This window comes from Pantoea sp. UBA4549 (assembly GCF_002387285.1).
In the GTDB taxonomy this organism is placed as follows: Bacteria; Pseudomonadota; Gammaproteobacteria; order Enterobacterales; family Enterobacteriaceae; genus Pantoea; species Pantoea borealis.
Genome location: NZ_DGLH01000007.1, coordinates 1 through 23,244, shown reverse-complemented (window position 1 = coordinate 23,244; position 23,244 = coordinate 1). Strand labels below are relative to the sequence as shown.

Annotated in this window: 21 protein-coding genes; 5 read left to right on the top strand and 16 right to left on the bottom strand. The window is 57.1% G+C overall.

Annotated elements, in window-relative coordinates:
- Positions 1-2: 2 nt before the first annotated feature.
- Positions 3-698, top strand: coding sequence for an esterase (gene ypfH / locus B3041_RS05075; RefSeq protein WP_292969875.1), 696 nt, complete (start codon positions 3-5; stop codon positions 696-698).
- Between the two features lie 214 nt (positions 699-912).
- Here the strand turns inward: ypfH and B3041_RS05070 are convergent, their stop codons facing one another.
- The 3 genes from B3041_RS05070 to B3041_RS05060 are packed head-to-tail and all read right to left on the bottom strand — an operon-like array spanning position 913 to position 2,622.
- A complete protein-coding gene (locus tag B3041_RS05070) occupies positions 913-1,101 on the bottom strand; it encodes a YpfN family protein (RefSeq protein WP_039379517.1) in 189 nt (62 codons plus the stop codon).
- 23 nt (positions 1,102-1,124) lie between these two features.
- Complete coding sequence (gene dapE / locus B3041_RS05065) at positions 1,125-2,252, bottom strand: succinyl-diaminopimelate desuccinylase (protein WP_065648723.1); 1,128 nt, start codon at positions 2,250-2,252, stop codon at positions 1,125-1,127.
- 1 nt (position 2,253) lies between these two features.
- A complete protein-coding gene (locus B3041_RS05060; RefSeq protein ID WP_292969868.1) occupies positions 2,254-2,622 on the bottom strand; it encodes an ArsC family reductase in 369 nt (122 codons plus the stop codon).
- A 395-nt stretch (positions 2,623-3,017) separates the two neighbouring features.
- Between B3041_RS05060 and ypfM the strand changes: the two genes are divergently transcribed.
- A complete protein-coding gene (gene ypfM, locus B3041_RS16885; RefSeq protein ID WP_104085366.1) occupies positions 3,018-3,077 on the top strand; it encodes a protein YpfM in 60 nt (19 codons plus the stop codon).
- A gap of 102 nt (positions 3,078-3,179) precedes the next feature.
- On the opposite strand, the gene acrD is transcribed toward ypfM, so the two are convergent.
- Positions 3,180-6,296 (bottom strand): multidrug efflux RND transporter permease AcrD, encoded by a 3,117-nt coding sequence (gene acrD / locus B3041_RS05055; protein ID WP_065648724.1) that lies wholly within the window; start codon positions 6,294-6,296, stop codon positions 3,180-3,182.
- Between the two features lie 529 nt (positions 6,297-6,825).
- Here acrD and ansP point away from each other — a divergent pair.
- Together ansP and nudK are read left to right on the top strand one after the other, a co-directional pair.
- A complete protein-coding gene (gene ansP, locus B3041_RS05050) occupies positions 6,826-8,328 on the top strand; it encodes an L-asparagine permease (protein WP_065648725.1) in 1,503 nt (500 codons plus the stop codon).
- A gap of 143 nt (positions 8,329-8,471) precedes the next feature.
- Positions 8,472-9,050, top strand: coding sequence for a GDP-mannose pyrophosphatase NudK (gene nudK, locus B3041_RS05045; RefSeq protein WP_065648726.1), 579 nt, complete (start codon positions 8,472-8,474; stop codon positions 9,048-9,050).
- Between the two features lie 46 nt (positions 9,051-9,096).
- Here the strand turns inward: nudK and B3041_RS05040 are convergent, their stop codons facing one another.
- Genes B3041_RS05040 through B3041_RS05005 form a run of 8 tightly spaced genes read right to left on the bottom strand, consistent with a single transcriptional unit; the run spans position 9,097 to position 17,021 of the window.
- The gene (locus B3041_RS05040; RefSeq protein WP_065648727.1) at positions 9,097-10,059 is read right to left on the bottom strand and encodes a ribokinase; all 963 of its coding nucleotides are present in this window, start codon (positions 10,057-10,059) and stop codon (positions 9,097-9,099) included.
- Positions 10,056-10,952 carry an allose kinase gene (gene alsK, locus B3041_RS05035; RefSeq protein ID WP_292969862.1) on the bottom strand — a complete coding sequence of 299 codons (897 nt, stop codon included), beginning with the start codon at positions 10,950-10,952 and terminating at the stop codon, positions 10,056-10,058. Before alsK ends, B3041_RS05040 begins: the two co-directional genes overlap by 4 nt.
- Positions 10,949-11,641 (bottom strand): D-allulose 6-phosphate 3-epimerase, encoded by a 693-nt coding sequence (gene alsE, locus B3041_RS05030; RefSeq protein WP_065648729.1) that lies wholly within the window; start codon positions 11,639-11,641, stop codon positions 10,949-10,951. Before alsE ends, alsK begins: the two co-directional genes overlap by 4 nt.
- Complete coding sequence (locus B3041_RS05025; protein WP_065650432.1) at positions 11,641-12,690, bottom strand: ABC transporter permease; 1,050 nt, start codon at positions 12,688-12,690, stop codon at positions 11,641-11,643. The genes alsE and B3041_RS05025 overlap by 1 nt, the downstream gene beginning before the upstream one ends.
- 15 nt (positions 12,691-12,705) lie before the next feature.
- On the bottom strand, positions 12,706-13,695 hold the full coding sequence (locus B3041_RS05020) for an ABC transporter permease (protein WP_065648730.1): 990 nt from the start codon (positions 13,693-13,695) through the stop codon (positions 12,706-12,708).
- The gene (locus B3041_RS05015; RefSeq protein ID WP_065648731.1) at positions 13,688-15,193 is read right to left on the bottom strand and encodes a sugar ABC transporter ATP-binding protein; all 1,506 of its coding nucleotides are present in this window, start codon (positions 15,191-15,193) and stop codon (positions 13,688-13,690) included. The genes B3041_RS05020 and B3041_RS05015 overlap by 8 nt, the downstream gene beginning before the upstream one ends.
- Before the next feature lies 1 nt (position 15,194).
- Positions 15,195-16,178 carry a substrate-binding domain-containing protein gene (locus B3041_RS05010; protein WP_292969859.1) on the bottom strand — a complete coding sequence of 328 codons (984 nt, stop codon included), beginning with the start codon at positions 16,176-16,178 and terminating at the stop codon, positions 15,195-15,197.
- Positions 16,179-16,190: 12 nt separating this feature from the next.
- Positions 16,191-17,021 (bottom strand): DeoR/GlpR family DNA-binding transcription regulator, encoded by an 831-nt coding sequence (locus B3041_RS05005; RefSeq protein WP_065648733.1) that lies wholly within the window; start codon positions 17,019-17,021, stop codon positions 16,191-16,193.
- Between the two features lie 489 nt (positions 17,022-17,510).
- On the opposite strand from B3041_RS05005, the gene B3041_RS05000 reads away from it, so the two are divergent.
- Positions 17,511-18,569 (top strand): DUF1176 domain-containing protein, encoded by a 1,059-nt coding sequence (locus tag B3041_RS05000; protein WP_065648734.1) that lies wholly within the window; start codon positions 17,511-17,513, stop codon positions 18,567-18,569.
- Between the two features lie 15 nt (positions 18,570-18,584).
- Here B3041_RS05000 and ampH read toward each other — a convergent pair whose 3' ends face one another.
- The 4 genes from ampH to B3041_RS04980 all read right to left on the bottom strand — a co-directional run.
- Positions 18,585-19,754: a D-alanyl-D-alanine-carboxypeptidase/endopeptidase AmpH gene (gene ampH, locus B3041_RS04995; protein WP_065648735.1), complete on the bottom strand. Its 1,170-nt coding sequence runs from the start codon at positions 19,752-19,754 to the stop codon at positions 18,585-18,587.
- Between the two features lie 140 nt (positions 19,755-19,894).
- Positions 19,895-21,904: a transketolase gene (gene tkt / locus B3041_RS04990; RefSeq protein ID WP_065648736.1), complete on the bottom strand. Its 2,010-nt coding sequence runs from the start codon at positions 21,902-21,904 to the stop codon at positions 19,895-19,897.
- A gap of 68 nt (positions 21,905-21,972) precedes the next feature.
- Positions 21,973-22,923, bottom strand: coding sequence for a transaldolase (gene tal, locus B3041_RS04985; RefSeq protein ID WP_065648737.1), 951 nt, complete (start codon positions 22,921-22,923; stop codon positions 21,973-21,975).
- A gap of 115 nt (positions 22,924-23,038) precedes the next feature.
- The coding region (locus B3041_RS04980) for a hypothetical protein (RefSeq protein WP_292969855.1) at positions 23,039-23,244 on the bottom strand (206 nt) is incomplete at its 5' end.

Below are 23,244 nucleotides of genomic sequence, written 5' to 3'. Positions count from 1 at the left end.
GTATGGCTTTACGATATGTTGTTGTTCAGCAGCCGGTGCAGGCTGTACAGCTCTTTCTGCTTTATCACGGCGCGGATGATAACCCTGATGCGATGGCACAGATTGGCAGCTGGTTTGCGCAGGCGTTTCCGGACGCGCAGGTGGTGTCAGTTGGTGCGCCTTATGCGGGTAATGTGCCGCAGGGCCGCCAGTGGTTCATGGATTATCCTGCCCAGGATCGTTCGCCGCAGCAGTGTGTTGATGCGGTCATGCCGGTGTTTATTGAGTCTGTCCGGCACTGGCAGCGCGCCGCTGGCGTCCGGCCGGAAGCGACGGCGCTGGTAGGCTTCTCGCAGGGCAGCACCATGGTACTGGAGGGCGTAAAAGCGCAGCCGGAGCTTGCCGGACGGGTAGTTGCCTTTAGCGGGCGCTATACCACGCTGCCGGAACGGGCCAGCAGGCGTAATACTATTCATCTTATTCATGGCGACGATGACGAGCAGGTACCGCTACAGCATGCTGAAGCGGCAAACCAGCGTCTGACTGAGCTGGGGGGAGATGTGACGCTGGACGTGGTGGACGATCTGCCGCATGCGATAGATGAACGCAGCATGGCGCGGGCGCTGCATCATCTGCAATATACCATACCGCGCCGCTATTTTGATGAAGCGCTGAGCGGGGCAAAGCCAAACGACGACGACGTTGTGATGCTCCTGTAGGAGCGGGCGGCATGAATGCCGCCCCTGCGGGTGCCCGTAGGGGGCGCATTTATGCGCCCCTGGGTATTTACGCGTCCGTTGCCAAATTGCGGCCAGGGCGGCATGAATGCCGCCCCTACAACCAATCCGCCGGGACGGGCGGCATGAATGCCGCCCCTACAATTTTTGTAGGGGGCGCATTTATGCGCCCCTGATGTATTTATGCGCCCCAGGCCTATTTTTTCTTTGGCCAGTCATCTTCATCATCCCACTTATCGTTGAAATCACGATGCGGGGGCAAATCCGGCCGGTTATCCATATATTTCTTGTGATCGATGCGCTTGAGATCTTTATAGACGTTCATCAGCACGCCCACCATCAGCACAATCACCAGTATCCACCAGTACTCTTTTAACCACTCCATGCCCCGTCTCCTTGTTTGTGCGGTCAGGCGATCAGCTGCTCCATAATGCGCTGATACATGCGGCTCAGCAGCTGCAGGTCTGACGCTTTGACGCACTCATTGATTTTATGAATTGTGGCGTTAACCGGACCAAGCTCCACCACCTGCGCGCCCATACGGGCAATAAAGCGTCCGTCGGAGGTGCCACCTGTGGTTAACAGCTGCGGCTTAATTTCATTATAGTGCGTTACGGCGTTTACCACGGCGTCGACCAGCTTGCCGCGTGACGTCAGGAAGGGTTGTCCGGAGACAGTCCACTCCAGCGTATAGCGCAGCTGGTGGCGATCCAGCAGTTCCGTCACGCGATCTTTAATCATCTGATCGGTCAGCTCAGTGCTGAAGCGAAAGTTAAACTGCACAAAAAACTCACCCGGAATAACGTTATTGCTGCCGGTACCCGCCTGCACATTCGCAATCTGCATGCTGGTTGGCGGAAAGAAAGCGTTGCCCTGATCCCACTCGGTGGCCACCAGCTCATTCAGCGCCGGCATCGCACGGTGTACCGGGTTATCTGCCAGGTGCGGGTAGGCGACATGGCCCTGCACGCCGTGCAGCGTCAGGTTTGCGGTCATGGAACCGCGCCGGCCGTTTTTCACCACATCCCCGACAATTTCTGTACTGGAGGGTTCACCCACCAGGCAGTAATCCAGGCGTTCATGACGTGCCATGAGGCGCTCCACCACTTTGACCGTGCCGTTAACCGCGCTGGCTTCTTCATCGGAGGTAATCAGAAACGCCAGGCGGCCCTTGTGCTGCGGATGCGCGGCAACAAACCGTTCAGCGGCGACCACCATCGCTGCCAGCGAGCCCTTCATATCGGCGGCACCGCGTCCAAACAGCATGCCATCCCGGATAGTGGGCTCAAACGGCGGGTTGATCCAGCGATTTGCATCACCGGGCGGCACGACATCTGTGTGTCCGGCAAACGCTAAAGTTTCCCCGTGACCGCGCGTGGCCCAGACGTTCAGCGTGTCATTAATATGCATCTGCTCAATCTGAAAACCGATAGCCTCCAGCCGGGCGATCAGCAAGGCCTGGCAGCCCGCATCATCCGGACTCAGCGAAGGGCGACGGATGAGCTGCTGAGCCAGCTCAATAACCGGACAGAACATGTTATGACTTCTCCTGAATAAAGGCGTGGTAAAGATCGGCACTGTAGCCCGGCAGCAGGCTGCCATCGGGGGCGGCAAGCAGCGGACGTTTAATGATGGCGGGCTGTGCCAGCATCACGGCGCTGGCGCTGGCCGCATCATTAATCGCGGCACGCTCTGCTTCCGGCAGCTTACGCCAGGTCGTTCCACGCGTATTAAGCAGCGCTTCATAACCGAGCCGATCAATGAAGTGCTGCAGCAGCGCGGCATCCAGTCCATCCGCGCGGTAATCGTGAAACCGGTAGTCGATGCCGGACGCGGTTAATGCATTGCGCGCTTTTTTTACGGTGTCGCAATTTTTGATTCCGTACATCACCCACTGCGCTGTCATAGCTGTTTCCCGTTCTGCAAAAAAATCTGCGCGCGAGTTTACCACAGCGGGTTGCCTGCGGTGAGCGCCAGTGGATGTTGCCTGCATTTTTCATCATCTGCAGGCTTTAATCGAAAACGCTAATCAGGACCAGTAAACGCTTTCATTTTGAGCGCAAACTGCGCGCTGCCTGATTATCAGGCTGGTAAGGATTATCTTAATCACGGAATTGTGCTACAGCATGCGAAAAAAATTATTTTTCAGCCTGAACATCAGGTTGCAGGAATGTGCGTCAGGACACAAAAAAGAAAAACTGCAGCTTTTACCTGCTTCTGCCGATAGTGATAAGAGGTGAAAACGTATTCACCTGCAGAAAAAAGCGGCGTACAATTGCCATCACAATAAGAGAGGTTGTTATGGTTGAACATGAACTGGGGAACTGGAAAGAATTTATCGAAGCGATGTTACGTAAGTAACGCGTGACGAGGAAAGCAGGGTATTTCCCCCCTTGCTGTGATTCTGACCACACACATCAATAAAGCCGCCGGGAGCCTCTTCCGGCGGCTTTTTCATGCCGGTTAATCCTGTGGTTTCTCACGCAGCGGAAAGCGACGCCGGACCAGCACAAAGAATAAGGGTACAAAGAAGATAGCCAGCAGCGTGGCGGTCAGCATACCGCCCAGAACGCCGGTACCTACCGCGTGCTGACTGCCTGAACCTGCGCCGCTGCTGATCGCCATCGGCAGGACGCCAAACATAAAGGCCAGCGAAGTCATTAATATCGGGCGCAGGCGCTGACGCGATGCTTCAAGCGTAGCCTGCTTTAGTTCGCGGCCTTTACTGTTGATCTCATTCGCAAACTCCACGATCAGGATCGCGTTTTTCGCAGAGAGGCCGATTACCGTCAGCAGACCCACCTGAAAATAGACGTCGTTTTCCAGCCCGCGCAGCCAGGTTGCCAGCAGGGCACCCACGACGCCCAGCGGCACAACCAGCATCACCGAGAAAGGAATAGACCAGCTTTCATAGAGGGCTGCGAGACACAAAAACACCACCAGCAGCGAAATAGCATAGAGCGCCGGGGCCTGCGCGCCGGATAATCGTTCCTGATAAGATGCGCCGGTCCACTGGAAGCCAGTGCCCAGCGGCAGCTGCGCCACCAGCTTCTCCATCGCATCCATGGCTGTTCCGCTGCTGACGCCGCTGGCCGCTTCGCCAACAATTTCCAGTGATGCATAACCGTTGTAGCGCTCAAGGCGCGGCGAGCCGGTTTCCCAGCGGCTGGTAGCAAAGGCAGAGAAGGGCACCATGCCGCCGCTGCTGTTGCGCACGTACCATTTATTGATATCGCCGGGCAGCATACGAAACTCCGGCGCAGACTGCACATAGACCTTTTTGACCCGGCCGCGATCGAGAAAATCATTCACATAAGTCGAGCCCCAGGCAGTAGAGAGGGTCTGATTGATGGTGTCCAGCGAGACGCCGAGCGCCTGCGCTTTGCGCTGGTCGATATCAATCTGCAGCTGAGGCGTATCGTCCAGGCCATTATGCCGCACGCGCGACAGCGCCGGATCGGCCGACGCCAGCGCCAGCAGCTTATCGCGCATCGCCATCATCTGCGTATGCCCGATGCCGCCGTGATCCTGCAGCTGCAGGTCAAAGCCGGATGAGCTGCCCATACCGCTAATGGCTGGCGGACTGCTGGCGACCACGCGCGCTTCAGCAATGGCGGTAAATGCGCGGGTAGCGCGCTCAATAATGGCAAAAGAGGTGCGGTCGTCACCCGGGCGTTCATCCCAGGGAGTAAGGCGGACAAACAGCCGCGCCACGTTCTGACCGTTGCCGCCAGGCCCGGATCCAATGGTGGCAAACACCGACGTAACGTTCTCTTTTTCTGCCGTGAGGTAGTAATGTTCGACTTTCTCTACCACGCGTGACGTCTGCTGCAGCGTTGAACCTGGCGGCAGCTGAATCTGCGTCATGAATACGCCGCGGTCTTCCAGCGGCAGAAAGGAGGTCGGCAGGCGCAAAAACAGAAAGGCCATCAGGCCGATCAGCGCGGCATAGAGCAGCATCCAGCGGCCACTCTGGCGCAGCAGCCGCGCCACGCCCTGCTCGTAGCGCTGAGTGCCGGCGTTAAATGCGCGGTTAAACCAGCCGAAAAACCCACGCTGACCATGATGTTCGCCCTGTTTCAGTGGCTTAAGCAGCGTGGCGCAGAGCGCGGGCGTCAGGATCATCGCCACCAGCACCGACAGCACCATGGCGGAGACAATCGTGATTGAGAACTGGCGATAAATGGCACCCACCGTGCCGCTAAAAAAGGCCATCGGGATAAAGACCGCGGAGAGAACCAGCGCAATGCCCACCAGCGCGCCCTGTATCTGACCCATCGATTTTCGCGTGGCGGCGCGCGGCGATAATCCCTCCTCACTCATGATGCGCTCAACGTTTTCCACGACCACGATCGCATCATCGACCAGCAGGCCAATCGCCAGCACCACGGCAAACAGGGTCAGGGTGTTAATACTGAAGCCGCAGAGATAGAGCACGGTAAATGTACCCAGCAGCACCACCGGCACTGCGATCGTGGGAATAAGCGTGGCGCGGAAATTCTGCAGAAAGAGATACATCACCAGAAAGACCAGCAGAATGGCTTCCAGCAGTGTTTTAACAACATCTTTAATTGACGCTTTAACAAAAGGCGTGGTTTCAAACGCGATTTTCGCTTCCAGGCCGGGCGGAAAATAGTGCGCCAGCTCCGCGACGCGGGCGCGGACCAGCCGGTCAGTATTCATCTCATTCGCGCCTGAAGCCAGCTTGACGCCCAGGCCTGATGCCGGCTGACCGTTATAGCGGCTCAGATAGTCATATTTCTCTGCGCCCATGGCGATGCTGGCCACATCACCCAGCGTGACAACTGCACCGCTGCTGCTGCTTTTTAAGGTAATGGCGCGAAACTGCTCTGGCGTCTGTAGCATGGATTGCGCATTGACCGTGGCGTTCAGCGCCTGTTTTTCTATGGACGGTAATCCGCCGACCTGGCCTACGGCGACCTGCGTATTCTGTGACGCGATCGCCTGTATGATGTCGGCGGTCGTGAGCGCATAGCGGGTCAGTTTGGCGGGATCGAGCCAGATACGCATGGCGTATTGCGAACCATAGGCATCCACCTGACCGACGCCATCGATGCGGCTAAGCGGATCCTGGATGTTACTGGCAACGTAATCAGCAATATCCTGCTTGTCCATGCTGCCATCGGTGGAGACAAAGGCGATCATCAGAATATTGCTGTCGCCGGTTTTATTGACGTTAACCCCCTGCGCCTGAACGGCGGCCGGAAGTTTGCGCAGGGCGCTCTGCAGCTGGTTCTGTACCTGCTGACGCGCCTCATCGGGATCGGTACCGGCGAGAAAGGTCAGGGTAATCTGCACCTGGCCGGTACTGCTGCTGTTAGAGGACATGTACATCAGGTTATCGATGCCGGTCATATTCTGTTCGATAACCTGCGTCACGGTATTCTCCAGCGTCTGCGCAGAGGCGCCGGGATAATTAGCCGTGATCCGGACATTGGGCGGAGCGAGATCCGGGTACTGTTCAACCGGAAGGGAGGTAATAGCCAGCGTACCGCACAGACAGAGTAACATCGCCAGAACCCAGGCAAAGACCGGGCGGTCGATAAAAAAGTCCGACATAACTCTGTTACTCCTCAGCGGCAGCTTTTCATTATTATGTGAGCCGCGCACGGCAGGCGCGCTGGCAGGCGAGGCGGGTACACTCTGCAGAGACCAGCCTGCTTTACTTTACGCGGTGTAAATCAGAGAAACGTGGAGTAATTATGGAAGAAATGTAAATGTTACGCTGCCGGGCGGGCCAGTCTGAGCAGAACGCTTTCCTGTCGGCCACTCGTTTCCGGCGCGCTGCCTGAGAAAAAACAGCAGATATTCCCGACGGATACCCTCTGTTTTTCTGGCGTCCTCCCGACCGGTCGCGCTGCTGACCTGTTTTTTGTGCGTCACGACCGATTCTTACAAATCAGATCGTGCACCCAGCCAGTATATTTTGCTTCGTTCATGCAGAACGGGTAGGATTCATCGCCGTAATTTCCCGGGTCACCACGCGCATCGTTCCACTGCTCGGGTACCGGTTTTTTACTCCATTTCGCACCGCAGGCGCAAACGATTGGTCAGCCGGTGATTGATGGTCAGGACAAACAGGAAAGCTATGAAACATACTAAAAAAACGCCCGACGAACAGCGTGCTGCGAGAAGGCGCTGGCTGAACTCTCACGATACCGGTTACCACAAAGCGATGGGTAACCGACAGGTACAAATGATCGCCATCGGCGGTGCTATCGGCACCGGTCTGTTCCTCGGCGCTGGCGCCCGCCTGCAGCTGGCAGGTCCGGCGCTGGCACTGGTCTATCTGGTGTGCGGCATCTTCTCTTTCTTTATCCTCCGTGCGCTGGGTGAGCTGGTTCTGCATCGCCCCTCAAGCGGCAGCTTTGTCTCCTATGCGCGTGAATTCCTCGGGGAAAAAGCGTCTTATGTAGCCGGCTGGATGTATTTTGTGAACTGGGCGATGACCGGGATCGTCGATATCACCGCCGTGGCGCTCTATATGCATTACTGGGGCGCGTTTGGCGACGTACCGCAGTGGGTATTCGCGCTCGGCGCGCTGGCTATTGTCGGCACCATGAACATGATTGGCGTGAAGTGGTTTGCCGAAATGGAGTTCTGGTTTGCCCTGGTCAAAGTGCTGGCAATCGTGATCTTCCTGATTGTTGGCGTGGTGTTTCTCGGAACCGGTAAACCGCTCGACGGCAACGCAACCGGCTTCCATCTGATCACTGATAACGGCGGCCTCTTCCCGCATGGCCTGATGGCCGCGCTGGTGCTGGTGCAGGGAGTGGTATTCGCCTTTGCCTCGATTGAGCTGGTGGGAACCGCGGCCGGCGAGTGCAAAGATCCCAAAACCATGCTGCCGAAAGCGATCAACAGCGTGATCTGGCGTATTGGCCTGTTCTATGTGGGCTCCGTGGTGCTGCTGGTACTGCTGCTGCCGTGGAATGCCTACCAGGCGGGACAGAGTCCGTTTGTGACGTTCTTCTCGAAGCTGGGCGTTCCCTATGTCGGCAGTATCATGAACATCGTGGTCCTGAGCGCGGCGCTCTCCAGCCTTAACTCTGGTCTCTATTCAACCGGCCGTATCCTGCGCTCGATGTCGATGGGCGGCTCCGCGCCGGAGTTTATGTCGAAGATGAGCAAGCAGCAGGTGCCGTATGCCGGTATCCTGGTCACGGTAGCGGTTTACATCGTTGGCGTAGTGCTGAACTACTATGTGCCGTCGCAGGTGTTTGAGATTGTCCTGAACGTTGCTTCGCTGGGGATCATCTCCTCATGGGGCTTTATCGTGGTCTGCCAGATGCGCCTGCGCAAAGCGATCAAAGAGGGCAAGGCAGAAGATGTCAGCTTTAAGCTGCCGTGGGCGCCGTTCACCTCCTGGCTGACGCTGCTGTTCTTACTCAGCGTGCTGGTGCTGATGGCATTCGACTACCCGAATGGCACCTACACCATTGCATCCATTCCTCTGATCGCCGTGCTGCTGGTGCTTGGCTGGTTTGGCGTACGTAAACGCGTACAGGCAGAGGCGATGAAAGAGCATGAGGTGCACGCGGATGACAGCAGCGATGCGTCACCGCAGCTGGCGGACGAAAGCGGACGCTAAATCCTTCTCTGTAAAGTAACGGGAGCCTGCGGGCTCCCGTTTTTTTATCTGTTATACCTGTCGCCGCACAGGGAATTCAGATAGTTTTCCCCGCCGCTGCCGCCTATCATTTCAGCTTCTCTCAGCAAAGCAGCGGAGCGCTCATGGCATTCACCATCAACATCATTAAAAATAAAATCCTGTCTGAAAACTGGTTTGTGCTGCGCAATTACACCTACGAACTGACCCGCAGCAATGGCGAAGTGGTACGGCACAAACGTGAGGTCTACGATCGCGGTAACGGCGCAACGATTCTGCTCTACAATCGTGAAAAAAACAGCGTGGTGCTGACCCGTCAGTTTCGCATTGCCACTTATGTTAACGGCAACGAAAGCGGTGAGCTGATTGAAGCCTGCGCCGGACTGCTCGACGATGACACGCCGGAAGATTGCATCCGCAAAGAGGCGATTGAGGAGACGGGCTATCAGGCGGGAAAGGTAGAGAAACTCTTCGCCGCCTATATGTCACCGGGCGGCGTCACGGAACTGATCCACTTCTTTGCCGCAGAATATAGTGAGGCGACGCGCGCGAACAGCGGCGGTGGCGTTGAAGATGAAGCGATCACCGTACTGGAGCTGCCGTTCCCGGAGGCGCTGGCAATGGTAAAAGCGGGGCGCATTTGTGACGGTAAAACCATTATGCTGCTGCAGCATGCGCAGATAGCCGGATGGCTGAAGGCGTAACCGGGGCGCAGCGATGCACCCCGGGTGGCGGACCTCAGCCACTCAGTTACGCCACCGCGTCCTCTATCTCTCCGACCACGCACTCCGGATGCGCCTGCAGTCGCGCCAGCGCCTCTGCATATGAGGGCATGGAGTCGGCTGCGCCGGCGCGTTCGACGCAAAGCGAAGCAAACGCTGCGGCAAACCGCGCTGCCTGCGGCAAATCGTCGCCGGAGGCGAGGCGCGCGGCCAGCGCACCGTTGAACGCGTCACCCGCGCCGGTGGTATCGCGCGGCTGGGCCGGAAAGAGCGGAATACGCAGCTGCCGGTCGGGCGTTGAGAGCAGGGCACCGGCCATGCCCAGCGTAATGATCACCTGGCGCGCGCCCTTGCGATGCAGCACCCCGGCGGCACGACGCGCGCTGGCGAAATCGGTTACCGTTACGCCGCTGAGCTGCGTTGCTTCGGTACTGTTCGGCGTCAGCAGATCAACCTTTGCCAGCAGCGCATCGCCAATCTTCTGCCACGGTGCCGGGTTAAGGATGACAAAGGTGCCGCTGGCGCGGGCGTTATCGATCATGCGCTGGATAGCGCTGAGATTATTCTCCAGCTGCACCAGCAGAATGTCGGCTGCGGCGACCGTAGGCTGGCAGCGCGTCACCTCGGCTGCGGTCACGGTGGTATTGGCACCGGGATAGACTGAAATCATATTCTCTGCGTCATCGCCCGCGACATAGATCAGCGCATTGCCGGTCGGCTTCTCTTTACAGGTAAACAGCGTAATGGCATCAAACCCGGTTTTTTCCAGATGCCGGCGCGCAAACAGGCCAAAATCGTCATTGCCTACTTTGCCGATATAGTGCACCCGCGCACCCGCGCGCAGCGCCGCCGTGGCCTGATTCGCACCTTTGCCGCCTGCGCCCATCATGCTGTGATGCGCGGTCAGCGATTCACCCGGCAGCGGAAAGCGGCGCATCACCGCCACGATGTCGAGATTAAAGGAGCCAAAAACACACACCTTTCCTTTCATCTTACGCTCCTGAACAGGCGTTCTGCGGCCAGACAGGCACCGCGACAGCCCGTGTAGTCGGTTGAGTGACTGAAAATAATCTTCAGGTGTTCACGGGTCACCGGCGGCCGCAGATGCTGCTGGATCTGGCTGCGCAGCTGCGCCAGCGGAAAATCAGCCATCGCCAGTACACCGCCACCGAGGATCAGGTACTCCGGATCGAGAATATTCATTTCGGTTGCGATGAGTTCGGCCAGCCGCCGGACAAACGCCTGCAGTTCCGGCTGTTCGCCGTGGCGGGTAAACAGGGCGGAGATCGGCGTACCGGCGGCATTCTGTGCGGCCCAGCGGCTCAGCCAGTGGCCCGACGTCAGCGTTTCCGCACAGCCGTGGTTACCGCACGGGCAGGGCAGGGTGTTGCCCGCGACCGGAATATGCCCCAGCTCGCCGGCACCGCCATGCTCGCCGTGATAAAAGCCACCGTTCAGCCACAGGCTGTTGCCCATACCGGTGCCGGGATAGAGACCCACGGCGTTGTCCGGCAGCTGCTCCAGCTGCAGCAGATCCCACAGCATCAGATGGTTTACATCTTTGTCCATCGCCACCGGTACGCCGAGCAGCGCAGTGAGGCGCGCCGCGACCGGCTGGCCATCCAGGGCCTGAATAAAGGGCAGCGAAATGACCTGCTGCCGGTCGCGACTGAGAATGCCCGGCAGACCCAGCATAATGCCGCTTACCGGCTGCTGTTCCAGCGTGTCGCGGATGAGCTGAGCGAGCGCCAGCAGCGCGTCGGGCTGCTGCGCCCAGCTGGCGGTAGCGACTTTGCGAAAGCTGCTCCAGACGCCACCCTCTTCCATCAGCTGCAGCCGGGTACCGGTGCCGCCGATATCGATCCCGAGCCAGCGTGGTTTCATGCGGACACCTGCGTCAGCCCCTGGGCTTCATCAATGCTGTCGCGCATCATTTCCCAGGCGGTCGCTAAATCATCATGAATGTTAAACAGGCCGGAGGTGCCGACAATCAGCACTTCTGCACCCGCCCCAATCAGCTGGTTATAGGTGCGGGTGTTGCAGGAGCCGTCAATCTCAACCAGATAGTGATAACCGTGCTGCTGCTTAAGCGTTTTCAGCTCGCGCACTTTCTCCACCATCTCCGGAATAAAAGGCTGACCGGCGTAGCCAGGATCCACCGTCATCACGGTGATTTTATCCAGCAGGTGGATATAGTGCTGGATAAAGGAGACCGGCGTGGCGGGGTTAAGTACCACCCCGACTTTTTTTCCAAAGCTGCGGATCAGATTTATTACGCGGAAGGCATCGCGATTAATGGTTTCTGCGTGCGGGCAGATATAGTCAGCACCCGCTCTGGCGACCGCTTCGATAAAATCGGTCGGCTCTTCCACCATCAGATGTACATCAATGGCGACGCGGGTATAGGGCCGGATCTGCTCAATGAAGAAAGGGGAGAGCGTGATGTTTTTGACGTAGTGACCATCCATAATATCCACGTGAAGAAAGTCAGCGCGCGAATCGAGAACCTGCAGCTGGTGCTTGATCTCCATCAGGTTCATACACATCAGTGACGGGGAGATTTGAATACGCATCATACTTCCTTCTTTTCAGTCAGAGGATTAAGCACCGCGGCCAGCTTGCTGAGCTTTACCGCACGGTGTTCATTGAACCGGGTTTTAAATTGTTTAAAGGCGAGTACCACAATCAGCACTGCCCCCCACATCGCCAGACTGACGTGCTGGCTGATATTCATCAGGTTGAAGCCGGTGGAGAGCACCTGCAGCGCAATCAGCGCCAGCACGACGCCGGTGACGCGGCCAAAACCGCCGTTGGGATCGGTGCCGCCGAGGATAATCGCCAGCACCGTCAGCAGCAGGTATGCGTCGCCGTAGCCCATACGCGCTGAGTTAAAGCGCGCCATCATGATCAGGCCCGCCAGTACGCAGAGCAGGCTGGAGATGACGTAAACCAGCATCACCATGCGATGGGTGTTGATGCCGCTGAACCAGGTCGCGTTAATGTTGCTGCCGCCCATGTAAATACATTTACCGGCGCGGGTTTTACCGAGGAACAGCGCCAGCAGCGCAGCGGCAATCAGAAAGACCCAGAGCGGCAGCGGCATCCCGAGCAGCGTATCGGCGCCCAGCGCCTGCACCACCGGCGGCATGCCGCTGACGGCTGCGCCTTTGGTCAGCCAGATACCGATCCCGTTCAGCGTCATCATCGTTGCCAGCGTCACCAGAATCGGATGCGCTCCGATACGTGTCACCATCAGTCCGGTGATGACGCCAATCGCGGCGGCAATCAGCATGGCGCCGATAATGGCGATAAACAGCCACAGCAGCTGCAGCGCCATCCCGGCACCGGCGGGCAGGGCGCTCATCAGCGTCCAGGCGATAAACAGTGCGGTCAGGTTAGCAGTCGCGATAATGGCGAGATTCAGGCCGCCGCTGAGAATGGCAATAAACATTGCCAGCGTGAGCAACCCCAGCTCCGGCAGCTGAAACGCCATGCTCATAAAGGTTGAGTCGGTCAGGAAGCGGCCCGGCAGCATCAGGGTAAAGGTTGCCAGCGCCAGCGCGATAAGCAGCATCAGACCAAGGTTGGTGCCGTCAGGGCGCAGTGCAGTCAGTGATTTCATCATCAATGCCCTCAGTCACACGAAACTGACATCAGTTTCTTTGCGTTTTTTGTAGTGCGTTACGGCGATCGCAATCATGATGACGCCGCCGACCACGATATTCATGAAGTAGTTCGACACGCCCACCAGGTTAAGACCGTTTTTCAGGATGGCGATCAGGAAGACCCCCATCAGCGTGCCGCTGACCGTGCCTTTACCGCCCATCAGACTGGCGCCGCCCAGCACCGTTGCTGCCAGCACATCAAGCTCGCCGCCAACCAGCGCATTAGGCACGACCTCTCCCATGCGATAGACCTGCACCAGTCCGCCAATCGCCGCCATTGCGCCCAGCCAGCCGTAGGCGAAAACGTGGATCAGACCAACGCGGATCCCGATACGTCGCGCAGACTCTGCGTCGCCACCTACTGCATAAAGCTGGCGTCCGAGGTTGGTTTTGTTCAGCAGCAGTGCGGTCGCCGCGGCAATAATCAGCATGGTGGCGAGCGGTAAGCCGACCTGAAAGCTCTCGCCCTGCCAGCTGAACGGCAGCACGTTACGCAGGGTGATCCACCACTCCGGCAGCGAGTAAAGGCTGCGGCCGCCGGTTACCCACATCAGCAGGCCGAACAGCAGCGACTGCATGCTGATAGTGATGATGATGGAGACCACCCGCAGCGTGGTGATCAGCAGCGCATTGATCACGCCAAACAGCGTGCCGCACATGACCGCCAGCACAATGCTGAGCAGCGCGTTATCAAACTGAAACTGCACAAACAGTGACGCGAGCAGGTACTGCACCACTGAGGCAACGGCGGCAAAAGAGATGTCGATCCCGCCGGTCACCAGCACCACAAAGAGGCCCAGCGCAAAAATGCCGGTTACCGCGTAGCTCTCGGCCAGATCCAGCAGGTTCTGTACGGTAAGAAACTGATCGCTGGTCACAGAGAAAAACAGAATGAACGCCAGCAGCACCCAGGCGAGCCAGCCCTGGCTGGAGTGCGGACGTAAACGGGAAAAATCAGGCATTGATCACCTCCGCCAGCTGCTGCTGCTCGACGCTATCGGGTTGATATTCGGCATGAATGGTGCCATCGCGGAAATGCAGGATACGGTCGCAGTTGTACCAGACCTCCGGCACCTCATCGGAGATCAGGATGATCGACAGTCCCTCTTTCGCCAGCTCATGAATCAGCTGATAGATGCTGGCTTTGGCACCGACGTCTACGCCAACGGTTGGCGAGTCAAGGATCAGGATGCGCGGCTGCGTCAGAACCCACTTTGCCAGCACAATTTTTTGCTGATTGCCGCCGGAGAGGGTGGAGATGGCGAGATTCGGGTCAGCGACGCGCACGCCGAGCTGCTGGATCCACTGCAGGATCAGCTTGTTTTTGCGGTATTCATCGATCAGGTGAAAACGGTTCTGCAGCTTGTCGAGGATCGGCAGCACCATATTGTCAGCCACTGACTGCTGCTGCACCAGACCTAACGTCAGGCGATCCTCCGACACATAGCCGATACCGGCCTTAATCGCATCTTCATGGCCGCGAAAGCGGACCGGTTTGCTGTCGAGCCAGATTTTGCCGCTGTCGGGACGCGTCATGCCAAACAGCGACAGCGCCAGCTCGGTGCGTCCGGATCCGAGCAGACCGCACAGCCCCAGCACTTCACCCTCGTAAAGTTTGAAACTGACATCATGGTACTGACCGGCACGGGTCAGATCGTCTATCTCCAGAATCACGCGCTCGCTGTTACGCGTCGGCGATTTCAGCTGATAGTCGAGCTTCAGGCCGGTCATCAGCTCGGTAAGGTGATGCGGTGTCATCTCCCGGGCGGGCCAGCAGCCCATTTTACGGCCGTCGCGGATCACCGTAACGCGGTCGGAGATCTCCAGCACCTCATCAAGCCGGTGGCTGACAAAGACCACGCAGATATTTTTATCTTTCAGATAGCGCACGGTGCGCAGCAGCTGATTAACCTCGGTGCGGGTCAGCGAGGCGGTTGGCTCATCCATGATCACCAGGCGCGCATCGGCGACCAGCGCGCGGCAGATCGCAACCTGCTGGCGCTGAGCAATCGAGAGCGTCGCCACTTTCGCGTCCAGATCGAGGTCAAAATTCAGCTCGGTTATGATGCCGCGCGCGCTTTCACGCAGGCGCGCGCTGCGGTGCCAGCGCAGCAGACCATTGAGGTTATGCTCAAACGCAATGTTCTCTGCCACGCTCAGATTCGGAAACAGCGACAGATCCTGATAGATCACCTGAATACCGAAGTCACGCGCCTGTTGTGTGGTCAGTCGCGGCAGTGCCGGGCCATCGCCCAGCGTAATGCGGCTGCCGCTGTCCGGGGCGTGCACCCCGGAGATAACTTTGATCAGGGTGCTCTTGCCACAGCCGTTGGTGCCAGCGAGACAGTGCACTTCACCTGCCAGTAAGGTCAGGGAGATATCGCTCAGCGCGCGGTTGCCACCAAATGTTTTCGACAAATTCTCGAGCGCAATTAGCGTCTGTGGAATGACCTCTTGCATATCAGAGCCCCATTTTTACCAGTTTTGGCAGGTTTTCTTTATCCAGACTCTCGGTGTTGTTACCGAGAATGGTATGGGTCGCTTCATCTACTTTGACTTTGCCCAGTCCTTCAATCGTCATACCGTCGGTGATTGGCTCTTTCTTCTGCATCATGTCAGCGATACGGACAAAGACTTCACCTGCGGTCTCCGGATTCCAGATGTAGCCGCCTTTAATGGCGTTACGCTGTACCAGTGAGGCACCCTGGCCCGGACTGAAGGAGCCAATAACGCAGACCTGATCGATTTTTTTACGGTTCATTACGGCGCGTCCGGCACCAATCGGCCCCTGTGAACCAAACGCCATAATGCCTTTCAGATCGGGATATTTAGACATCAGCTCATTGGTGGTACGGATGGAGTCATCCAGCGATTCGCCGACGCCAAATTTGTCGGTGACCAGCTGCATCCTGGGGTAGTGCTCTTTCTGATAATTGAGCGCGGCGTCGGTCCACTGCTGATGCAGCGGTACGGTCAGGCTGCCCACGTACATGGCATATTTGCCCTCGTCGTGCATGCACTTCGCCAGCGCTTTCATGTGATTGATACCGTGGGTGGCGGCGTCAACCAGTTCAAAATCCCAGTTGGCCCCCTGCTGACCGGGCGACTCATGGGTAATGACTTCGATGCCGGCATCCCGCGCCCGTTTCAGCACCGGCTCCAGCACTTTCGGATCGTTGGGCACCACGCCGATGATGTCGACTTTCTGCGCAATCAAATCTTCAATAGCGCGCACCTGCAGCGCCGGATCGGCTGCGGTAGGGCCGACCATCCATGCATCGATGCCGCGCTTCGCCGCCTCACTTTTAATGCCCGCTTCCATGGCGTTAAACCAGGGAATACCACCAATTTTAACGACGATACCCATGCGTAATTTATCAGCGGCCTGCGTACCGGTGGCGGCAAACAGGGCAAGCAAAGAACAGGCAATAAGATGTTTTTTCATACAGACTCCTGGTTAATTTTTAATTAGCTGCATGGACTGATGACGCTGAGAACAGACAATGACGTTAACGCCATTCCACGCCAGTTCCTGTTCCAGCTCTTTATCTTTTAATTGGTCAGTGATCAGAAAATCGACATCACGGTAGTGACAAACACGGGCAAAAGAGGGCCGCATAAATTTACTGCCATCCAGCAGAAGATGTTTTCTTTCAGCGGCCAGTAACATTTGTTGTTTTAAATGCGCGTTATTCTCATTGCCTTCGCGTAAATAACCGTCATTACCTAAACTGCTACAGGAAAAAAATATCTTGTTAATCTGAAATTCACGCAGCGGCTGCTCAGCCACTACGCCGTGAAAATCTTCATCGCGGTCAGAATATTCACCGCCGAGGCAGATAGTACGAATGCTGCCGCGCGCCGCCAGCGTCTGCACGATGCGTAGCGAATTGGTTAGCACGGTTAACTCAATATCGGGCAGCTGTCGCGCCAGATACCAGCAAGTGGTACTGCTATCGAGCAAAATACAGTCACCCGGAGTAATAAAATCGAGCGCGCGCTTGGCAATACTCATTTTTGCATCGACATGCTCGTTAATACGCTGCCGAAAAGATAATTCATTTTCTCTGGACGATCTGTTATTTCCCTGAATGCTGGCACTCTGTCTTTTTACCGGAACAGCACCACCATGACTGCGTTGTAATAATCCACTTTTTTCCAGCTGGCTTAAATCACGCCGTATGGTTTCCTGTGAAACCTGACAAAGCGTGACCAGCTCTGAGACAATTACGCGGCCATTTATATTAAGTTCATTAATAATTTTTTGCTGTCTCTCAATCGGCAACATACTTATCCTCCGATGGCTATAAATTACTGGAAGCGGGCACGGGAAAATGTGGACTGGGCAGGAGTCCACGGTGGTAAAAAAAGAGGCCCGTTATTGAGTGATATAACTTCAATAATTTATGTAATAAACGATAGTTAATTGCATTTAAAGTTGATCTGATTCACATAATTACCCCCTGAAGCGGTACAGTTAAAACAGATCCGATCACCAGCTCATTAATCCATAGCTACCATAGCATGACTGTTTATGACCGTTTGTGTGGTAATGACTGTTTCAGATTGCGCCCTGATAGTCCGAGGAATCTGATTGAGCCGTTGTAAAGCGCAGTGGATGATGGGACTGCAGCGCACAACCTGTCCGTACGATGATGAATCGCTGACTTAATAAGCAGTTAATTCTGCTTTCAGGCCACTTCACACTTCCAGCCTGCTGATAACGCACGCAGTGCGCTATGATTTTCTTTCCAGGAATTCGGGGACCGGGTTGTTAATGTCGTATTGGATGAAGTCACTGCTTTTGAGCGCTCTGGCGGCCAGTGTCAGCGTGCAGGCTGAACCTCTGCAGAAGTCTTTTTCTGACTGGCAGCTCACCTGTAATAATGCGGCTTTTTGCGTGGCGCGCAGCTTTCCCGGGGATAATGGGCTGGTGATGACGCTGTCGCGTCACGCCGGCGTTGACGATCGCCCGCTGCTGCGTATCGATTACGGCAGTGCCTATACCGGCACGCTTCCGGGCGGGCCGCTGAAAGATAATCTGCTGCTGGATCAGCGTCGCCTGAAGCCCGACCTTAAACACTGGACAGTTGAGCCGCATCATCTTGCCACCAGCAACGCCATCGCGATTGATGAGTTCCTGGGTCAGACGCTGGAAGCGAGCACGCTTCAGCTGACGTACCAGGCTAAGGCGGTGGTACCGCTGCGCGGTCTGAAGGCCGCGCTGCTGCTGATGGATGACGTGCAGGGGCGCGTAAACGGGGCCAGCGCATGGGTCAGGCGTGGCGACAGGGTGCAGTGGGATGTCCCGCCCCCGCCGTCGCTGCCGTCGCTGCCATCATTAGCCTCGCCGCCTGCGCCGCTGACGCAGGAGGAGACCAGCGGACTGATTGACTATGGCACCTGGCGCATCACCACCGATAACTGCTCGCTGGATCCGCTCCGGCGGGAGGTCAGCGTCGCGCCGCTGACCGACAGCAAAGCGCTGCTGCTGGTCAGCTGTGAAACCGGTGCCTACAACGTCATCGATCTGGCGTTTGAAGTAACACGCAGCCAGCCCTATGTATCACGCGGGCTGACGCTGACGCTGCCTTTTACGCCCCCGTCGCGCAGTGATACGCAGCTGGAGCTGGTGAACGCAGAGTTTGATGCCAGTAATGGCCTGCTTTATACCTTCAGTAAAAATCGCGGACTGGGCGACTGCGGCACGGCAACACGCTGGCAGTTTGATGGCAGCGCGTTTGTTCTGGCGGAATATGCAGAAGAGCAGATTTGCGACGCCTGGCACAGCAGCGACGACTGGCCCACACTATGGGTCAGCCAGCCGGCGCGCTGAGCGATTATCCGGGGTTCAGGGGATCGCACCGATCATCATTGGTGAGCCAGTCTTATTGCCCGCCAGCTCCGTCAGCAGGTTGTTTACGCCATCGCTCATGGGCGTAAAGCGGCTGAGTGGTGAGCGGGTGACAGCCACAAACACGCCAAGATTATGCTGCGGGATCATCGCCATATAAGTAATGAACCCGCCGGCGCCGCCGGTTTTCTGAATAATACCGGGCCGGCCCGCTTTGGGCGCCATATAGACCCAGCCCATCCCCAGCGCATCGGCACGTCCGGGTACATCCATCCCTTCAACTTTGGTGAGCTGATCGCGCCGGTAGATCAGGGTCTGCAGGCGATCGATTTGCGGCGTGCGATGGCTCACCGCCGAGTCGAGGAACTGCTGCATCCAGCGCGCCATATCATCTGGGGTGGAGTAGACGCCGCCGCTGCCGATCGCCGCCAGCGTATTATTACAGGGGCTGGCACCTTTTTCCGGCACCATCAGGCGCTGGCACTGGTCCGGTGAGGGCGTAAAAGTAGTGTCCTTCATGCCCAGCGGGCGCGTGACCAGACGCTGCAGCAGCGCCGGATAGGGCGTGCCGCCCGCTTTCGCCAGCGCGTCAGCCAGCAGATCAAACCCAAGGTTGGAGTAGGCCGCCTGAGTGCCAGGCGCAGCCTTCAGCGTGGCATTGCCCAGCCACTGCCAGCGATCGCTTTTAGTCGGCCAGACAAACACCGGACGATGGGGTTTACCGCCGGGCTGTTCGCGCGGCAGCGAGCCGGTGTGGGTGGCGAGGTTGATCAGACGGATTGGCTGGCCGTTATGGGCCGGAACGCGTGCACCCGGCGGGGCATAGCGGCTGAGCGGATCGTCCAGACGAATTTGCCCGCGCTCGGCCATTTTCACCATCACTTCACTGGTCATCAGCTTGCTGAGCGATGCGATACGAATAAGCGAATCCTGCTGCGGCCGGATATTATTGCCGGGCCGGGTTTCACCGAAGCTGGTAAAGACGCGCTGATTGCCGTCAATCGCGACCAGCGCCATACCGGTCGCGCCGCTGGCGTAAAAAATATGTTCGGCATAGCGATCAACAATCTGTGATGCCAGCAGGGGATCAGGTGAGACCTGCGCTAGAGCGCTGACAGGCAGCACGGAGACCATCAGGGCCAGTAAAAATGAAGTCGGTTTTTTCAACGGGAATGCGTCCGCTATCAGGATCGGAAGAAAACCTATAGTAATCAGTTTGCGCAGAGCGGGAAGGGGGAGACGCGATTTTTTTCTGTAAAGCGTGATAAAAAACGGCCCTCACCGTTATCGGGTGAGGGCCACAGAGCTTAGGCAGGTTTCAGCAGCGACTCAGCCTGGCTTACCACGTTTTCAACGGTAAAACCAAAGGCCGGGAACAGCTTGCCAGCTGGCGCAGACTCACCGAAGGTGGTCATGCCGACAATTTTGCCGTCAATGCCGACATACTTATACCAGTAGTCAGCAATGCCTGCTTCAACCGCGACGCGGGCGCGCACGGTAGAGGGCAGTACGGATTCGCGGTACGCGCTGTCCTGCTTGTCGAACACATCGGTGCTCGGCAGCGAAACCACCCGGACCTTATGGCCATCTGCGCTGAGTTTCGCTTCGGCCCCCAGGGTGATCTCCACTTCTGAGCCAGTGGCGATCAGAATCACATCCGGCGTGCCGTCGCAATCCTTCAGGACATAGCCGCCGCGCGCAATGTTTTCGACCTGCGTCTGGCTGCGCTCGGGCTGCAGCAGATTCTGACGGGAAAGGATCAGCGCGGTCGGGCCATGATGACGCTCGATGGCTGCTTTCCAGGCCACAGCGGTCTCAACCTGATCGCACGGACGCCAGGTGCTGAAATTAGGCGTCAGGCGCAGGCTGGCCAGCTGCTCTACCGGCTGGTGCGTCGGGCCATCTTCGCCCAGACCGATAGAGTCGTGGGTATAGACCATGATCTGGCGCGCTTTCATCAGTGCTGCCATACGTGCGGCGTTACGCGCGTATTCAACAAACATCAGGAAGGTCGCAGTGTAAGGAACAAAGCCGCCATGATGCGCGATGCCGTTCGCAATGGCAGTCATGCCAAACTCACGCACGCCGTAATGGATATAGTTTCCGGCCGCATCTTCTTTGATCGATTTTGAACCTGACCAGATGGTAAGGTTACTTGGCGCCAGGTCAGCCGACCCGCCAAGGAATTCCGGCAGCATTTTGCCAAAGGCTTCCAGCGTGTTCTGTGACGCTTTGCGGCTGGCGATTTTCTGCGGATTGGCCTGCAGATCGCGGATAAAGTCAGCGGTTTTGCTTTCCCACTCATCCGGCATTTCGCCATTAAGACGACGGCTGAACTCCTGCGCCAGCTGCGGATGCGCCTGCCGGTAGGCAGCAAATTTTTCATCCCAGGCTTTTTCGTGCGCGGAGCCTGCTTCTTTTGCATCCCACTGCTGATAAATATCCTGCGGGATCTCAAACGGCGCATAGTTCCAGCCGAGCTGCTTACGCGTCAGTGCAATCTCTTCATCACCCAGCGCGGCACCGTGCGACTCCTCTTTGCCCGCCTTATTTGGCGAACCGAAGCCGATGGTGGTGCGGCAGATAATCAGTGATGGCTTATCGGTTACGCTCTGCGCTTCCCGGATAGCGGCGGCCACGGCTTCTGCATCGTGACCATCAATGCCTTCAGCGCTGCCGATCACGTGCCAGTTATAAGACTCAAAGCGTTTATGCGTATCGTCGGTAAACCAGCCTTCTGTTTCACCGTCGATAGAAATACCGTTGTGATCGTAGAAACCAATCAGTTTGCCGAGGCCCAGCGTACCCGCCAGCGAACAGACCTCATGCGAGATGCCTTCCATCAGGCAGCCATCACCCATAAATACGTAGGTGAAGTGGTCAATAATATCGTGTCCCGGCTGGTTAAACTGGGCTGCCAGCGTACGCTCAGCAATGGCCAGACCCACCGCATTCGCCAGACCCTGGCCGAGCGGACCGGTGGTGGTTTCCACACCTGGCGTATAGCCAATCTCCGGGTGCCCCGGCGTTTTTGAATGCAGCTGGCGGAAGTTTTTCAGTTCTTCCATTGGCAGATCGTAACCGCTGAGATGCAGCAGGCTATAGAGCAGCATTGAACCGTGACCATTGGACAGGATAAAGCGGTCACGATCGGCCCACGCCGGGTTGGTGGGGTTATGTTTCAGGAAGTCGCGCCATAACACTTCCGCGATATCGGCCATGCCCATTGGCATACCAGGGTGACCGGAATTTGCTTTCTGTACCGCATCCATACTCAACGCGCGAATCGCGTTAGCCAACTCTCTGCGTGAAGACATAGGGTTCTCCCTTATAATTAAGCATCAGCGGGTTCGCTTCGGCTCACCCGCACTCAACGGTGGTGCAATCAGAGGCGCGCGGCCAGCACATCTTCCAGTTTCTGCTGGTCAACGGCGAACTGGCGGATACCTTCAGACAGTTTTTCAACCGCCATTGGATCCTGGTTGTGCTCCCAGCGGAACTCCGCTTCTGACAGCGAGGCTGGCTGATGGAAGCCTTCAGTAGAAGGCTCCAGCTTGCGCTCAACCGGCGCGTCGCTGTTCGCCAGCTCTTCCAGCAGGTTAGGGGAGAGGGTCAGACGATCGCAGCCCGCCAGTGCCAGAATCTGCTCAATTTTGCGGAAGCTCGCCCCCATGATCACCGTGCTGTAGCGATGCTTTTTGTAATAGTCATAGATACGACGCACAGATTTTACGCCGGGATCTTCATCCACAACATACGGGTCCATAGGCTTACGCGTGTTGTACCAGTCGTAAATACGGCCCACGAAAGGCGAGATCAGATAGACGCCCGCTTCAGCGCAGGCGCGCGCCTGCGCAAAGGAGAACAGCAGCGTCAGGTTGCACTTAATGCCGTTTTTTTCCAGCTCTTCAGCCGCCTTGATCCCTTCCCAGGTCGACGCCAGCTTGATGAGGATACGCGAGCGGTCGATACCGTGCTCTTCATACAGGCGTACCAGCTTTTCTGCTTTGGTTACGCACATACCGCGATCGAAAGAGAGACGGGCGTCAACTTCAGTTGAAACGCGGCCCGGCACGCTTTTCAGGATTTCCATGCCGAGGTTCACCGCCACTTTGTCGCTGGCGTTGATAATCTGCGTCTCTTTGCTGCCACCCTGCTTTTTCGCATAGTCGATGGCGTCATCAATCAGGTGTTTGTAAGCGTCAAGACCGGCAGCTTTCAGGATCAGAGAAGGGTTGGTAGTGGCATCTTCCGGGTTGTAATGACGAATAGATTCGATATCGCCACTGTCTGCCACCACGGTGGTGAACTGTTTTAGTGCGTCTAGCTGGTTCATCGCTTAACTCCTTGATTAGCAATATTGTGGGCAAAAGAATGCCGGGCAACCGTCGCCTTGTCTGCGCCCTTTGCTGGGGATAGTGGTTCCACACAGTGCTACAGACGCCCGCTGATTAAAATGCGTTTTCTCTGATTATGGCGTGGCGGAGAGAGAGGCGGCGTAACCGGTTCAGCCATGTTTTGCCATCTTCAAGCATAGCAGCTTGCGCCGGAGATGCAGGCGAGGCGGTAAGTTCGCCGTCAGCGGCGGTGGCAGCCTGTGCCCCGGGACAGGCACCGGTTCCGTTCGCCGTCAGCGGCGGCAGCTGCCTCTGCCCCG